The sequence below is a fragment of the Streptomyces sp. NPDC056061 genome (assembly GCF_042266885.1).
Classification (GTDB): domain Bacteria; phylum Actinomycetota; class Actinomycetes; order Streptomycetales; family Streptomycetaceae; genus Streptomyces.
In genome coordinates, this window is the sequence record NZ_JBHJWQ010000029.1 from 39,096 (window position 1) to 54,621 (window position 15,526).

At 71.3% G+C, this 15,526-nt stretch carries 12 protein-coding genes; 2 read left to right on the plus strand and 10 right to left on the minus strand.

Annotated features, from left to right (window positions below; all coding sequences use genetic code 11):
• Nucleotides 1–83: 83 nt before the first annotated feature.
• The 7 genes from ACFC79_RS31065 to ACFC79_RS31095 all read right to left on the minus strand — a co-directional run bounded on the left by ACFC79_RS31065 (nt 84) and on the right by ACFC79_RS31095 (nt 8,711).
• Nucleotides 84–1,313, minus strand: a complete 1,230-nt coding sequence (locus ACFC79_RS31065; protein WP_376247011.1) for a sensor histidine kinase — start codon at nt 1,311–1,313, stop codon at nt 84–86.
• A complete protein-coding gene (locus ACFC79_RS31070; RefSeq protein WP_376247014.1) occupies nt 1,310–2,791 on the minus strand; it encodes a cation acetate symporter in 1,482 nt (493 codons plus the stop codon). Before ACFC79_RS31070 ends, ACFC79_RS31065 begins: the two co-directional genes overlap by 4 nt.
• Complete coding sequence (locus ACFC79_RS31075) at nt 2,788–3,150, minus strand: hypothetical protein (protein WP_376247015.1); 363 nt, start codon at nt 3,148–3,150, stop codon at nt 2,788–2,790. The genes ACFC79_RS31070 and ACFC79_RS31075 overlap by 4 nt, the downstream gene beginning before the upstream one ends.
• Nucleotides 3,151–3,203: 53 nt before the next feature.
• Nucleotides 3,204–3,956 carry a LytR/AlgR family response regulator transcription factor gene (locus ACFC79_RS31080; RefSeq protein ID WP_376247018.1) on the minus strand — a complete coding sequence of 251 codons (753 nt, stop codon included), beginning with the start codon at nt 3,954–3,956 and terminating at the stop codon, nt 3,204–3,206.
• Between the two features lie 109 nt (nt 3,957–4,065).
• Nucleotides 4,066–4,926: an Fpg/Nei family DNA glycosylase gene (locus ACFC79_RS31085; RefSeq protein ID WP_376247020.1), complete on the minus strand. Its 861-nt coding sequence runs from the start codon at nt 4,924–4,926 to the stop codon at nt 4,066–4,068.
• A gap of 41 nt (nt 4,927–4,967) precedes the next feature.
• Nucleotides 4,968–6,359 carry a wax ester/triacylglycerol synthase family O-acyltransferase gene (locus tag ACFC79_RS31090; protein ID WP_376247022.1) on the minus strand — a complete coding sequence of 464 codons (1,392 nt, stop codon included), beginning with the start codon at nt 6,357–6,359 and terminating at the stop codon, nt 4,968–4,970.
• Nucleotides 6,360–6,644: 285 nt separating this feature from the next.
• A complete protein-coding gene (locus ACFC79_RS31095) occupies nt 6,645–8,711 on the minus strand; it encodes a SpoIIE family protein phosphatase (RefSeq protein WP_376247024.1) in 2,067 nt (688 codons plus the stop codon).
• A 240-nt stretch (nt 8,712–8,951) separates the two neighbouring features.
• Between ACFC79_RS31095 and ACFC79_RS31100 the strand changes: the two genes are divergently transcribed.
• Complete coding sequence (locus ACFC79_RS31100) at nt 8,952–10,319, plus strand: FAD-dependent oxidoreductase (RefSeq protein ID WP_376247027.1); 1,368 nt, start codon at nt 8,952–8,954, stop codon at nt 10,317–10,319.
• Between the two features lie 101 nt (nt 10,320–10,420).
• On the opposite strand, the gene ACFC79_RS31105 is transcribed toward ACFC79_RS31100, so the two are convergent.
• Nucleotides 10,421–11,515, minus strand: coding sequence for a chitinase (locus ACFC79_RS31105; RefSeq protein ID WP_376247030.1), 1,095 nt, complete (start codon nt 11,513–11,515; stop codon nt 10,421–10,423).
• A gap of 310 nt (nt 11,516–11,825) precedes the next feature.
• On the opposite strand from ACFC79_RS31105, the gene ACFC79_RS31110 reads away from it, so the two are divergent.
• A complete protein-coding gene (locus ACFC79_RS31110) occupies nt 11,826–13,253 on the plus strand; it encodes a lipase maturation factor family protein (RefSeq protein WP_376247033.1) in 1,428 nt (475 codons plus the stop codon).
• A 133-nt stretch (nt 13,254–13,386) separates the two neighbouring features.
• Here ACFC79_RS31110 and ACFC79_RS31115 read toward each other — a convergent pair whose 3' ends face one another.
• Both ACFC79_RS31115 and ACFC79_RS31120 read right to left on the minus strand, forming a co-directional pair.
• Nucleotides 13,387–13,563 (minus strand): hypothetical protein, encoded by a 177-nt coding sequence (locus tag ACFC79_RS31115; RefSeq protein ID WP_376247036.1) that lies wholly within the window; start codon nt 13,561–13,563, stop codon nt 13,387–13,389.
• 344 nt (nt 13,564–13,907) lie between these two features.
• A complete protein-coding gene (locus tag ACFC79_RS31120; RefSeq protein ID WP_376247039.1) occupies nt 13,908–15,392 on the minus strand; it encodes an SDR family NAD(P)-dependent oxidoreductase in 1,485 nt (494 codons plus the stop codon).
• Between the last annotated feature and the right edge of the window lie 134 nt (nt 15,393–15,526).

Genomic DNA, 15,526 nt, shown 5'->3' on the forward strand with positions numbered 1-15,526 from the left:
ATCGGTTCGTCACGGACCCTGTCCTCCTGGCCACGCACGCCGTGCTCCCTCGGTTCAATGCTCCCCGGAGCCCGGTGCCGGGATCAGGAACCGTGCACCCCCGCGCGGTACTTCGGCAGCCGCACCGTGATCTTCATTCCGGCGCCGATGCCCGTCTCGATGACGAGTCCGTAGTCGTCCCCGTACACCTGGCGCAGCCGTTCGTCGACGTTCAGCAGGCCGATGCCGGCGGACCGGCCGCCCTCGCCGCGGAGGATGTGGCGCAGGCGTTCGGGGTCCATGCCGGCGCCGTCGTCCTCGATGACGACCTCGGCCTCGGAGCCGGCGTCGAGTGCGCGGATGGTGATGCGGGTCGAGGTCCGGGCCGGCCTGCCGGGACCGGCGGTCCGGGGAGGGGTGACCGCTCCTTCGAGGCCGTGCTTGACGGCGTTCTCGACCAGGGGCTGGAGGCAGAGGAACGGCAGCGCGACGGGCAGTACCTCGGGGGCGACCTGAAGGGTGACCGAGAGGCGTTCACCGAACCGGGCCCGGACGAGGGCGAGGTACTGGTCGATGGAGTGGAGCTCGTCGGCGAGGGTGGTGAAGTCGCCGTTGCTCCGGAACGAGTAGCGGGTGAAGTCGGCGAATTCCAACAGGAGTTCGCGGGCCTTCTGGGGGTCGGTACGGACGAACGAGGCGATGGCGGCGAGTGAGTTGAAGATGAAGTGCGGGGAGATCTGTGCCCGCAGTGCCCGGATCTCGGCCTCGATGAGCCGGGTGCGGGAGCGGTCCAGTTCGGCGAGTTCGAGCTGGACACAGACCCAGCGGGCGACTTCGCCGGCCGCCCTCGCCAGGACCGCGGACTCGCGCGGGGCGTAGGCGACGAGGGTGCCGAGGACCCGGTGGTCGACGGTGAGGGGGACGGCGACGGCCCAGCGCAGCGGGCAGTCGATGTCGTCGCACTCGCTGGTGAAGGCGGTGCCGCGAGCGCTGTCGAGAAGGCCGCGCACCCGCTCCATGACCCGTCGGCCGTGGTGTTCGCCCTCGCCGTCCCAGACCAGCACGCGGTCGCGGTCGGTGAGGCAGAGGGCGTCGGTGCCGAGCAGGGAGCGGAGTCGGCGGGCGGCCTTGCGGGCGCTCTCCTCGGTGAGCCCGGCGCGCAGCGGGGGCGCGGCGAGGGAGGCGGTGTGCAGCGTCTCGAAGGTGGCGTGTTCGACGGGAGTGCCGATGTCGCTCGGGCGCGCCGTGCGGGCGGCGCGGCGCCCGAGCAGGAAGCCGGCGGCGGGCAGCAGCAGGACGAGCACGGCAAGTGCCGCGTATCCGGCCCCGGTCATCGCGGTTTTCCCGAGGTGAGTGCCTCCGGCAGGTGGAAGCGGGTCATGGCGGCGTTCGTGCCGGGCGGTATCCGGGCAGGTGTGGCCAGGGACACCAGGATCATGGCGAGGAAGCCGACGGGCACCGACCAGACGGCGGGCCAGGCGAGCAGGGCGTGCGTCCAACCGGGCGGGCGCACCGCGCCGCTGACGGTGATGGCGACGGACAGGAAGGCGGAGCCGCCGCCGAGGAGCAGTCCGGCGATCGCGCCGGGCGGGGTGAGGCGCCGCCACCAGATGCCGAGGACCAGCAGCGGGCAGAACGAGGACGCGGACACGGCGAACGCCATGGCCACCGAGTCGGCCACCGGTATCCGGCTGACCAGCAGCGAACCGGCGAGGGGCACGCACATGGCGAGGACGGTGGCCAGCCGGAAGTGCCGTACGCCCCGGGAGGGGAGCACGTCCTGGGTGATGACTCCGGCGACGGCCATCGTGAGTCCGGAGGCGGTCGACAGGAACGCGGCGAAGGCGCCGCCCGCGATGAGCGCGCCGAGGAGGTCCCCGACGGTCCCGCCGATCAGTCGCTCGGGCAGCAGCAGGACGGCGGCATCCGCGTCCCCGCCCTGGATCAGTTCCGGGGCGTACAGCCTGCCCAGGGCTCCGTAGACCGGTGGCAGGAGGTAGAACACGCCGATGAGGGCGAGGACGGCGACGGTCGTGCGGCGGGCGTCGCGGCCGTTGGGACTTGTGTAGAAGCGGACGACGACGTGGGGCAGGCCCATGGTGCCGAGGAAGGTGGCGATGATCAGTCCGTAGGTGGCGTACAGCGGGTGGTCGGCGCGGAAGACGGAAAGCTGGTCGTCGAAGGTGACCCGGGGCCTTCCGTCGCCCTGCCAGGCAAGGACCAGGAAGATCGCGGGGACGAGGAGGGCGGTCAGCTTCAGCCAGTACTGGAACACCTGCACGAAGGTGATGGACCGCATGCCGCCCGCGGCGACGGCGGCGACCACGACCGCCGCCACGAGGACGTCGCCGAGCCAACCCGGCGCCCCGGTCAGGATTTTGAGGGTCAGCCCGGCGCCCTGGAGCTGCGGCACCAGGTACAGCCAGCCCGCGGCGACGACGAAGACGCTGACCAGTCTGCGCACCTGGCGGGACTCCAGTCGCCCCTCGGCGAAGTCGGGCAGGGTGTAGGCCCTGGAGCGGCGCAGCGGCGCGGCGACGAAGACGAGCAGTACCAGATAGCCGGCGGTGTATCCGACCGGGTACCAGAGCATGTCGGGTCCGTGGACGAGGACCAGGCCCGCGATGCCGAGGAAGGAGGCGGCGGAGAGGTATTCGCCGCTGATCGCCGCGGCGTTGAGCCGGGGCCGCACGGTGCGCGAGGCGACGTAGAAGTCGGAGGTGGTGCGGGAGATCCGCAGTCCGAATCCGCCGACGAGGACGGTCGCGGCGACGACGACGGCGACGGCCGTCACCGCGTACGTACGGCTCACTGTGCGGGGCGGCCTTCCACGAGCCGGGCGAAGTCGCTCTCGTTGCGCTCGACGCGTCGCACGTACCACCAGGCGGCGAGGGTCAGCGGCGGGTGGACGGCGAAGCCGAGCGCCGCCCACACCAGGGCGTCGCTGCGCAGCGCCTCGAAGACCAGTGGCAGCGTGCCCACGACGACGGCGAGGACCGCGAACACGGTGATTCCGGCACGCAGTTGGCTGCGGATCAGTGAACGGACGTACGCGCCGCCGAGCGCCGTCTGCTCGTCGATCTCCGACTGGGTGCGGTAGCGCGGCAGCGGGCGCACCCGTCGGGGCTCCCCCGTCACCACTTCGCGCCGGGGTGTGGGCTCTGCGGACATGGGCCCGGAGTGTACGCAGCACCGGGCCGCCGTGGGAAGGGGGTCGGCCCTGGTCAGCGGCCGGTCCGGCGCATCAGCAGATCGCGCAGCGCGCGGCTGTGGCGGCGGCTCACGGCGAGTTCCGCGGTACCGATGCGCACGCTCATGCTGCCCGCGTCCAGGCGGAGTTCGTCGATCCGGGCCAGCGCCACGAGGTGGCTGCGGTGGATGCGGACGAAACCGCGGGAGCGCCAGCGTTCCTCCAGCGTGGTCAGCGGGACCCGGACGAGATGGCTGCCGGTGGCGGTGTGCAGCCGGGCGTAGTCGCCCTGGGCCTCGGCGTAGGCGATGTCGTCGATCGGGACGAACCGGATCACTCCGCCGAGTTCCACGGGTATCTGGTCGCCCACCGTGTCGGGCACGGGCGCGCCGCGGTCGCCGACCTGTTCGGCGACGCGGCGCACGGCCTCGGCGAGGCGTTCGCGGCGGACGGGTTTGAGGACGTAGTCGACGGCCTTGAGGTCGAAGGCCTGGACGGCGAAGCCCTCGTGGGCGGTGACGAAGACGATGAGCGGGGGCTCCGCGAAGCCGGCCAGCAACTGGGCGACGTCGAGACCGGTGAGGCCGGCCATGTGGATGTCGAGGAAGACGACATCGAGGGCGGCCGGGTCGTCGGGTCCCGCGTCGACGGCACCGCCGATCCGGCGCAGCGCCTCGGTGGCTCCCGAGGCGCCCTCGGCGCTGCGGATGCGGGGATCGGCGCGCAGGAGGTAGAGGAGTTCCTCCAGTGCGGGTTCTTCGTCGTCGACGGCGAGTACGCGCAGCATGGGCGGAGTGTAGAACGTGTGTGGGGGTGCCGGACCGGGCCGTGCGCCGGGCCGCGGGAGACGGCGGCCGTCGGGACCCCGAGGGGGCAAAGCAGGTGGCCGGGCCGGGTCATTTGAGGAGCCGGGAGAGCCTGCGGTCCGCCAGCGGTCTGCCGCCGGTCTGGCAGGTCGGACAGTACTGGAGTGCGGAGTCGTCGAACGACACCTCGCGGATGGTGTCCCCGCACATGGAGCATGCCTCACCGGCGCGCCCGTGGACGCGCATCGCGCTCCGCTTCTCGGCCTTGAGCTGCCCGGCCGTCAGTCGGCCGGAGCGGGCGACCGCGTCGCGGAGGGTGGCGCGCACAGCGGTGTGGAGGAGGGTGATCTCGTCGTCGGTGAGGCTCGTGGTGAGTTTGTACGGGGACATCTTGGCGGCGTGCAGGATCTCGTCGCTGTAGGCGTTGCCGATGCCCGCGATCAGGGACTGGTCGCGCAGGGCGCCCTTGATCCGGCGGTTGTCGCGGGCCAGCAGGGCGGCGAGGACGTCGCGGTCGAAGGAGTCGTCGAGCGGGTCGGGGCCCAGGCTGGCGATGCCGGGAACCTCGGCCGGGTCGTGCACCAGGTGCACGGCGAGGCGTTTGGTGGTGCCCGCCTCGGTGAGGTCGAAGCCGTCGCCGCCGGTGAGCACGGTGCGCAGTGCCAGGGGCCCCTTGCCGGGGCGGGGCGGGGTGGCGGGGAAGCTGTCCTTCCACCGCAGCCGACCGGCCCGGGCGAGGTGGGTGATCAGGTGCAACGGCCCGGCCTCGACGTCCAGGAACTTGCCGTGCCGGGCGACGCCGGTGACCTCGGCCCCGTGCAGGGCGGTCAGGGGCGGATCGTATGTCTTGAGGACGCTGACGGCGAGTGGCAGGACGCGGTCGATCTCCCGGCCGACCAGGCGGTCGGCGAGGAAGGTCCGCAGCGCTTCGACCTCCGGCAGTTCGGGCATGGTTCCAGACTGCCGGATGCGTGGGCCGGTCGCCCGACCGCTCACCCGGGCGGCGACAGGCTGAGCAGTTCCGCCACTTCGTCGTGGACGCAGACCGCCAACCGTTCCAGGTCCGGCAGCGCCCTGCCGTCGGCCACCAGTCCGACGTGCACCTGTCCGCCGTACGTGGACAGCGCGACGGCCAGCGCCTGACCGCGCGCCAGCGGCGCCATCGGGTAGACCGCGCGCAGCGGGCAGCCGCCGAGCGAGAGTGCCGAGCGCGGCAGCGGCACGCTGGTGACCAGGATGTCGAAGAGCAGCCGGGCCGCGCCGCCGGCGATCGGCGCCCCGAAGCGATGGGCGAGCGAGGGAAGTTGGTCGGCGAGCACGGCGACCGCACCGGCCCCGCGGAGGGGCCCCGCGGCCTTGTTCCGGCCCATGGCGGCACGGACTCGTCCGAGCCGTCTCCAGGGGTCGGGTTCACGGACGGGCAGTTCGAGCAGGTAGCCGGAGAGCCTGTTCCCGGTCGCGGCGGCCCGGCCCGGGCGGCGGCGCGAGACCGGAACGAGTGCGCGCGGGGCGTCGGCGGGCAGCGGCTCCCCCCGCTCCAGCATCCAGCGGCGCAGCGCCCCGGCGACGACACCGAGCAGGACGTCGTTGACCGTGCCCCCCGCGGCCCGGCGGATCAGCCGGACGGCGGCGAGGTCCAGATCGGCGGTGGCCAGCCGCCGGGTGCCGCTGGATCGCGCGGTGAGCGCGGGCACGCCCCGCGGGTCCAGCCTGCTGGCGCGGACCATGGACGCGCCCACGCCGAACGCCCGCCCGAGATCCTCGATCCGGCCCAGCGCCAGGCCCGCCACCTGGCGCGGGCCCGGCATCCAGGAGCGGGGCGGGACGGCCCGTGTCCGGGCCGCCGCGGTGCCTGCCCGGGGGCGGTCGCCGAGCGGGGCGATCTCGTCGAAGATCCCGGCGCCGATGGCGACCGCGCGCATGCCGTCGGCGAGCGCGTGATGGAGCTTGACCAGCACGGCGAACGAGCCGCCCTCCGGGCCGTCGATCACGTACATCTGCCAGGGGGGCCGGCCCCGTTCCAGCGGCCGTTCCATCAGCTCGCCCGCGAGCCGGCCGGCGTCCGCGAGGAATCCGGTGCCGTCGCACCGCCCCCGGGTCCGGTCGGTCGTCACCCGCTCGATGTGGTGGCGCACGTCGAAGTCCTTGTCCGCGGACCAGGCCGCGCCGCCGACCGGCAGCAGGACGTCCCTGACCCGCATCCGCAACCGGGGGATCGCCTCGGCACGGGCTGCCAGCAGGGCCGCGACGCCCTCGGCGCCCATGCCGCCCGCCGGACCGGCGAGCGGCGAGAAGACGGCGAGCGCGCCGAGGTGCATGGGGTGGGCGTCGGATTCGAGGTGCCAGAAGGCGAGATCCAGAGGTGTCAGGAGTTCGGTGCCCAACGGGTCCCCTGTCATCGACGGACGAAGGTGAAAGCAATCGCCGATGGAAGCACGATCACCGACACGGCGGACGGACCCGCCGACTCGGAGTCAATCGCTTTCGGTCAATTACGGTCAAGCACTGACATATCACATTCTGTCATGATTGCGAGGTGCAGGGTGGGGCCGCCGCACCCGGGGCATAACGGTGATCCGGGGTCGGTCGCGTTCCGCGCGGCGGTCACGGTCCGTGGCCCACTCGCCTCCGGGACCCGGCCGCACCCCGGGACCATCGCGTCCAGGGACTCAGTCCCGTTCCGGGATGACGAACTCGCTCCACACGCACTTTCCGGTGCCGCGCGACTCCACTCCCCAGAGATCCGCGAGCCGGTCCACCAGCATCAGCCCCCGTCCGGAGACCCCGGTCTCCCCCGCGTCCCGGCGGCGCGGCAGCGCACTGGAACGGTCCTCGACATCGACCCGCAGGCGCCGCTCGGGACCGGTGAGCGCCCGGATCGTGACGATCGCCCCGCCGTCCGTGTGCATGAGCGCGTTCGTGATCAGCTCGTCGGCGGCCAGCTCGATCTCGTCGGCGCGCGTCCCGGCGCCCCAGGCCCGCACCGCCGCCCGGATCAAGTGGCGCGCGGCACTCAGCGCCTCCGGCTCCCCCTGGGCGACGTGCTGCTGGAGCCGGCCGCCGGGCTGGGGCGCGTGGGCCACCTTGCGGCCGAGCAGCAGGACCGCGACGTCGTCCTCGCCGCCGCGGTCGTCGACCTCCTCGCAAAGCCGGTCGGCGAGCTTCTGGAGATCCCGGGGCCCCGTGCGCACCGACGACGTCAGCAGCTGCATGCCCTCGTCGAGATCGGCGCCGGGCAGCTCCACCAGACCGTCGGTGAACAGCACCAGGGTCTGTCCGGGGTCCAGCTCCACCGTGCCGACCGGATACTCGAGGCGCCCGAACTCGGCGGAGAGTCCCAGCGGCAGCCCGCCCTCGACGGGAAGTCTGCGGCAGTCGCCGTCGACGTCACGCACCAGCGGATCGACGTGACCGGCCCGGACCACCTGCACCACCCCGGTCGTCAGGTCCACCTCGGCGTAGGTACAGGTCGCGAAACGGTCCGTGTCCAGTTCGTGGAGGAAGACGGAGGCCCTGGCCATCACCGTCGCGGGGCTGTGCCCCTCGGCCGCATAGGCCCTCAGCACGATGCGCAGCTGCCCCATCACGGCCGCCGCGTGCGTGTCGTGGCCCTGCACATCCCCGATGACCGCCCCGACCCGGCCGCCGGGCAACGGAATGACGTCGTACCAGTCGCCCCCGATGTCGCGGCCCAGCCGGGCCGACCGGTAGCGCACCGCGATCTGCGCACCCGGCACCTCGGGAATCCGGCGCGGCAGCATGGCCTGCTGGAGGCCCTCGGCGAGATCGTGCTCCTGCTCGTAGAGCATGGCCCGCTGGAGACTCTGGGCGATGGAGCTGCCGAGCGCGACGAGCAGATTGCGCTCGTCGTCGGTGAAGCCGTCCTTGTCGCTGTAGAGCAGCCCGAGGGCACCGATGGGCCGGGCCTGGGCGATCAGCGGCAGATAGGCCGCCGATGTGATGCCCAGATGACTGATGTGGGGCCACAGGATCGGGTAGGAGGCGGCGAAGTCCGCGGCCGATTCGATGAAACGGGGCGCGAGCGTGCTCACCACCTCACTCATCGGGTACGGCTCATCCGTCCGGGTGTACCGGGTGCCCGGGACGAACGAGCCCTCCGGGCCGTCCGCCACCAGGTGGATGCGTCCCGCCTCGATCAGTCCCACGACCAGGCTGGTGGCGCCGAGGTGCGCCAGCCCCTGCGAGTTCCGCAGCACCTCGATGACGTCCCCGACCGTCCGGGCGTGGGCCAGCGCGGCCGCGGTGCCGTCCACGAGGCTGGTGCGCCGTCGGCGCCTGCGGTCCAGGTCCTGGCGGGCGGTGGCGTCGGCCAGCTCCCGGGTGGCGTCCCGGACGATGCCGATGATGCGCCGCGGACGGCCGTCCCCGTCGCGCCGGATGAAGCCCTGCGTATGGGTCCAGCGCAGGCTCCCGTCACGCCTGAGCACCCTGAAGTACGCGCCGTAGTTGCTCTCCCCGCTCTTGAGCGCCCGGGCGACCATGGCGTCCAGGCGCGCCGCCTCGTCCGGCGGCACCCGCACCCCGAGCGACTCCGGCCGTTCGTCGTACTCCTGGGCCCGCAGATCGAACACGTCGAGCGCGGGCCGGTCCATGTGCATGAGGCCACGGTCGAGGTCCCAGTCGAAACAGCCCATACGGTTCAGGGCGAGACTGAGATCCGGGTGGGCGGGCCAGTCGTCCGGGAGTGACAGGGCACCCGCTACCCGATCATCCATGCGGATCACTCTGCCATCATTTGTCCGATTCTTCGAGTGAGCCCGCCGCCGGCCGGACCTGCCGGCACGGGTGTCCGGAAACCGCGCCCCGGCGGCGCGCCGGACGGCGCGGAGCGCCGCCCGCCCGGAGGGCGCAGGTCAGGAGCGGTTACCGTGTCTTATGGAGCTCGGTAAGTCAAGCCTTACTTCTTCCCTGCGCCCGCACTGCCCGCATCAGCCCGTTCTAAGGACCTGCACCCCATGACCCGCCCCGTCCGCGTCGCCATAGTCGGAGCCGGCCCCGCCGGAATCTACGCAGCCGACGCGCTGCTGAAATCCGAGGCCGCACAGGACCCGGGTGTTTCGATCGACCTGTTCGAACGGATGCCCGCACCCTTCGGCCTGATCCGCTACGGGGTCGCCCCCGACCATCCGCGGATCAAGGGCATCGTGCAGGCACTGCACCAGGTGCTCGACAAGCCCCAGCTGCGCCTGTTCGGCAATGTCGACTACCCCTCCGACATCGGCCTGGACGACCTGCGGTCGTTCTACGACGCCGTGATCTTCTCCACCGGCGCCGACGCGGACCGGGCGCTCGACATCCCCGGCGGCGACCTGGACGGCTCCCACGGCGCCGCCGACTTCGTCTCCTGGTACGACGGCCACCCGGACGTGCCGCGGACCTGGCCCCTGGAGGCCGAGAAGGTCGCCGTGCTCGGGGTGGGCAACGTGGCCCTGGACGTGGCGCGCATCCTCGCCAAGACGGCGGACGAACTGCTGCCGACCGAGATCCCCGCGAACGTCTACGACGGTCTCAAGGCCAACAAGGCCCTTGAGGTACACGTCTTCGGCCGTCGCGGCCCGGCGCAGGCCAAGTTCAGCCCGATGGAGCTGCGCGAGCTGGACCACTCGCCGAACATCGAGGTCATCGTCAATCCCGAGGACATCGAGTACGACAAGGGCTCGATCGAGACCCGGCGCAACAACAAGCAGGCCAACATGGTGGCTTCCACGCTGGAGAACTGGGCCATCCGCGATGTGGGCGACCGCCCGCACAAGCTCTTCCTGCACTTCTTCGAGTCCCCGGCGGAGATCCTCGGTGAGGACGGCCGGGTGGTCGGTCTGCGCACCGAGCGGACCGAGCTGGACGGCACCGGGAACGTCCGGGGCACCGGGCAGTTCACCGACTGGGACGTGCGGAGCGTCTACCGCGCCGTGGGCTACTACTCGCGAGAACTGCCCAAGCTCCCGTTCGACGTGGTCTCCGGCACCGTGCCGCACGCCGCGGGCCGCGTCGTCGAGGGCGGGGAGCCGATGACCTCGGTGTACGTCACCGGGTGGATCAAGCGTGGCCCGGTCGGCCTGATCGGCCACACCAAGGGCGATGCCAACGAGACGGTCGCCTGCCTGCTGGAGGACCACGCCGCGGGCCGACTGCCCGCCCCGGCCCTGCCGGAGCCGGACGCCGTCACCGCCTTCCTGGAGGAGCGCGGCGTCCGCTTCACCACCCGCGAGGGATGGCACCGCCTGGACGCGCACGAGCAGGCGCTGGGCGCGCAGCAGGGCCGCGAGCGGATCAAGGTGGTGGAGCGGGAGGCCATGCTGGACGCCTCCGAGCCCCGCGCCTGACGCCTCCGTACGCCGCCGCGGGCCGTACGGACCGCGGCGGCGCGGACACGACGAAGGGCGGCTCCGCCCACCTCGGCGGAGCCGCCCGGCTCATGGTGCGCTCAACGGCCCTGGAGCGCCTTGACGTTGTCACCGAAGGTCCAGTTCCTGGAACCGTCCCAGTTGAGGGACCAGGTCATCAGACCCTTGAGGCCGTTCCCGTAGTGGCTCCACGCCTGCGACACCTGACTCGGCGTCATGTGACCGCCACCGGCGCCCGGCTGGGCCGGAAGTCCGGGCACCTGCTTGTCGTAGGGCACCTTGATGGTGGTGCCCTGGACGACAAGTCCCTTGTCCAGGCAGTCCGTCTGGGCGGTGAATCCCTCGACGGTGCCCGCCGAGTACGAGTCCCCGGAACATCCATACATGCTGCCGTTGTAGTACTGCATGTTCAGCCACCACAGGCGGCCGTTGTCCGCGTACTTCTTGATGATGGGCAGGTAGGCACCCCAGATCGACCCGTAGACGACGCTCCCGCCGGTCACATAGGCGGTCTCCGGAGCCATCGTCAGGCCGAAGTTCGACGGCATCTGCGCGAGCACGCCGTCGATGATGCGGATGAGGTTGGCCTGCGACGGGGACAGCGTGTTGATGCTGCCGCTGCTCGACAGGCCGGTCTCGATGTCGATGTCGATGCCGTCGAAGTTGTACTTCTTCAGGATCGGCACCACCGTCTCGACGAACCGGTCGGCGACGGCGCTGGAGCTGAGGTCGATACCGGCCGCGGCGCCGCCGATGGACATCAGGGTGGTGAGCCCGGACGCCTTCGCCTGGCACATCTCGGCGGGCGTGGGGACCTTGACCGTCGCATCCATGCCGTCCTCCCACAGCACGGTGCCGTCCGAGAGGATGACGGGGAAGGCGGCGTTGATCACGTTGTAGCCGTGCGCCGTGATGCGGCTGTCGGTGATCGGAATCCAGCCGAGGGGCGGGTGCACGCCATTGGAGGCGCCGTCCCAGTTCTCCCAGTACCCCTGGAGCACCTTGCCTGCGGGCTTCGACTTCACCGCGCACGTGTCCTCCTGCGCGATGCCCGGCTTGTCCTGCACGGCACCCGGCTTCTCCTGCGCGGCACCCGAGGTGGCACCCACCAGCATCTGCACGGCGCACGCCGCCGCGAGGCCCAGCCCCAGCAGGCGCGATGTCCGACCGATCATGTTCCGTTCCCTTCCGGACGAAATCGAACAACGATGGCAGCATTGCCATGATCCTGACAATGTCGACAGGCGCCGATCGCGAGCTCCGCGCCACGATGCGCACACCGTAAGTTGGTCCAGACCTGTCGTCAAGAGGTCTGGACCAAAGACGATCCGTGAACCACGGACGAACACCGGCCCCCGCCCTGCGCCCCGGCGGCCGGGGATCTCCGCTCCCTGCGACGACCGCACGCACGCACACTCACGAGGCGGGTGGGGCGGCGGCCGGTCGGAACTGTGGGGCCCGGCCGACGGGCCGATACTGAAAGGGATGGACTGGTTCACCGCAGACGGGTACTGGCTCAGCCGGCTGATCTTCCAACGCGCGCTCGCCGGTGTCTATCTCTTCGCCTTCCTCACCTCCGCGCTCCAGTTCCGGGCACTGATCGGCGAACGGGGCATGCTGCCCGTTCCCGACTTCCTGCGACGCACGGACTGGCGCGACGCGCCCGGCCTGTTCCGGCTCCACTACTCCGACCACTTCTTCGCCCTGGTCTCCTGGACCGGCTGCGCGCTGGCCGCGGCCCTCCTCGCGGGCGCGGACTCTCATGTTCCGCTCTGGGCCGCGATGATCCTCTGGGCGCTGCCCTGGGCGCTGTACCTGTCGATCGTCCAGGTCGGCCAGACCTGGTACAGCTTCGGCTGGGAGTCCTTGCTGCTGGAGACGGGTTTTCTCGCGGTGTTCCTCGGCAACGCGACCACGGCTCCGCCGGTCCTGGTGCTCTGGCTGCTGCGCTGGGTGCTCTTCCGGGTGGAATTCGGTGCCGGGCTGATCAAGATCCGCGGCGACGCGTGCTGGCGCAAGCTGACCTGCCTGTACTTCCACCACGAGACCCAACCGATGCCGGGACCGCTGAGCTGGTTCTTCCACCGCCTGCCGAAGCCCGTGCACCGGGCCGAGGTGGCGGCCAACCACGTCACCCAGCTCCTGGTGCCGGTGCTGCTCCTCACCCCGCAACCGGTGGCGAGCGCTGCCGCGGGCCTGATGATCGTCACCCAGTTGTGGCTGGTCGCCTCCGGAAACTTCGCCTGGCTGAACTGGCTGACGATCACGCTCGCCCTGTCCGCCGTCGACTGGTCGTTGTTCTCCGAGCCCCCGGCGCAGGCCGCGCCGCCGCTCTGGTACGAGATCGTCGTGATCGCGGTCGCCGCGCTGGTGGTGTTCCTCAGCTACCGCCCGGCCCGCAATCTGGTCTCCCGGCGCCAGGTGATGAACCGGTCGTTCGATCCGCTGCACCTGGTCAACACCTATGGGGCGTTCGGCAGCATCAGCCGGGTCCGGCTGGAGGTCGTGGTCGAGGGGACGGACGAACCCACGCTCCGGGAGGGAACGGTCTGGCGGGAGTACGGGTTCCGCGGCAAGCCCGGCGATCCGCGCCGGCTGCCCCGGCAGTTCGCCCCCTACCATCTGCGGCTCGACTGGCTGATGTGGTTCGCGGCGCTCTCCCCCGCCTATGCCGGTCCCTGGTTCGGCCCGTTCGTGGAACGGCTGCTGGAGAACGACCGGGACACCCTGCGGCTACTGCGTCACAACCCGTTCCCGCACGCCCCGCCCACGCATGTCCGCGCGCGGCTGTACCGCTACCGGTACACGACCTGGCGCGAGCTGCGGGCCACCGGACGCTGGTGGCACCGGACCTACGTGCGAGACTTCATGCCACCGGTCTCGCTCGGCCCCTACCGCGCCGGACGGGTCTGAGCGCACCCGTCACGCGCGGCCGTGCCCTCGGACCGCCGTCCGCCGTACGGTGCCGGCGCGAGGTCATGCCCCGGGCACGGCACTCCGGGCCCGCCCCTGCGAGGAATGGGCCCCGAGCGTCGGTGCGATGCGATCAGTCGATGCCCGGCAGGATGTGCGGCTCGGCGAGGTCGTCCTCGTAGCCGGCCAGCCTGATGGGTGCGGACCTGGCCCAGACCTCGATGTTCCGGAGCTTCTCGGGCTGCCGGGACCGCTCGCCGTACTGCCCGGCCGGTCGCTTCTCATGCTTCGTCAGTTCTGGTGTCGTCACCGCGCACTCCTTCGTGTCGCGTGGCCCGGGGCGCCGACTGTTTCCGGCCTCGCACCGGGAGTCGGCCACCCGTGAGGGGCAGGGAAAGGAAACGTTTCGGTCGCGGTGGCGCCGGATGCGGGGTGGGACGGCGGCCCGGTTGGCGAGCCTGTCCCAGGACGGTCGGGGAAGGTTTGTGAACTCTCCGATGACGTCCGCTCGCATCAGAGTAACCACATGAGCGCGTTCCCGCTCGATAGAACGTGTGCCATAGGTCACTTTCGGCCACCGGTAACGAAAAAGACCCGGCCGGGAGTGCCCTCCCGACCGGGTCCACGACGCCGCGGATCCGCGGCGCCCCGTACTCACCAGTTGGCAGGCGCGTAGTCCTTGAGGAAGCAGCCGTACAGGTCCTCGCCCGCTTCGCCGCGCACGATCGGGTCATAGACGCGGGCCGCGCCGTCGATCAGGTCGAGCGGGGCGTGGAAGCCCTCCTCGGCGAGGCGGATCTTGTCGGGGTGCGGGCGCTCGTCGGTGATCCATCCGGTGTCGACGGCCGTCATGAGAATGCCGTCCTTCTGGAACATCTCCTGGGCGCTGGTGCGGGTGAGCATGTTCAGCGCGGCCTTGGCCATGTTCGTGTGCGGGTGCCCCGCGCCCTTGTAGCCCCGGCTGAAGACCCCCTCCATGGCGGAGACGTTGACCACGTAGGCGCGTCCGGCCGCGGCGGCCGCCATCGCCGGGCGGAGCCTGCTGATGAGAATGAACGGGGCAGTGGAGTTGCAGAGCTGGACCTCCAGCAGCTCGATCGGACCGACCTCGTCGACCGTCTGGATCCAGCTGTTGGTGTCGTGCAGATCGGGCACCAGACCGCCCGCGTCGATCGCCCGGCCGGCGGCGATCCGCTCCAGCGAGGCGGACCCGGTCACCAGGGCGAGCTCGGTGACGTCCTGGGCGGTCAGGCCGTCCTTGCGGGCGGCCGGCAGTGCCGCCACGCGATCGACGGTGCCACTGCCGAAGGTACCGATGACCTCGGCGGAGGGCAGCTCGCCCGCCGGGAGCGGCGCGGACTCGGCGTGGACCAGTTCGCTGTACGCGTTGGCGGACCGGCGCACGGTCTGCGCCGCGTTGTTGATCAGGATGTCCAACGGGCCCTCGGCGGCGACGGAGTCGGCGAGGGCGACGACCTGACCGGGATCGCGCAGGTCTATGCCGACGATCTTCAGCCGGTGGATCCACTCGTCGCTGTCCGGCATGGCCTTGAAGCGGCGGATCGCGTCGTTGGGGAAACGCGTGGTGATGGTGGTGTGCGCGCCGTCCCGCAGCAGCCGCAGCGCGATGTACATGCCGATCTTCGCGCGGCCGCCGGTGAGCAGCGCCCGCCGCCCGGTGAGGTCGGTGCGCGCGTCGCGGCGCATCCGGTTCTCCCTGGCGCAGGACTGGCAGAGCTGGTGGTAGAAGGCGTCGACCTCGACGTACCGGGTCTTGCAGATGTAGCAGGACCGGGGGCGCTGGAGCACTCCCGCGATCTCGGACGTGGCGGAGGACGACGGCAGGACGCCATTGGTCTCGTCGTCGATCCGGTCGGCCGAGCCGGTCGCGGTGGCCTCGGTGACGGCCTTGTCGTGGGCGGTCTTGGCGGCGCGTCGCTCCTGACGGCGGCGCTGCTTCACCGTCCGGTAGATCCCCGCCGTGGCACGACGCACCGCGATGGCGTCGGGGTGGTCCACCTCGATGGTGTCGAGCTCCGCCAGCACGCTCAGGCAGACGGCCAGCCGCTCCGGGTCGATGCCGGGGCCCAACTCCTCGGTACCGGGAGCGAGCTCCGGACCGTCCTCTGTCACCGTCACTGCCATTCCTCTGTCACTCGTCTGTCACTCGTCGCTCGTGGCGAAGACCGCCGTGCCTGCTGCCGGGCAGAACGCCCCGGTCAAGTCTGCCATGCACCGGGGGCTGCTCCGTTCGCGTGACGCCGCCCGCGCGG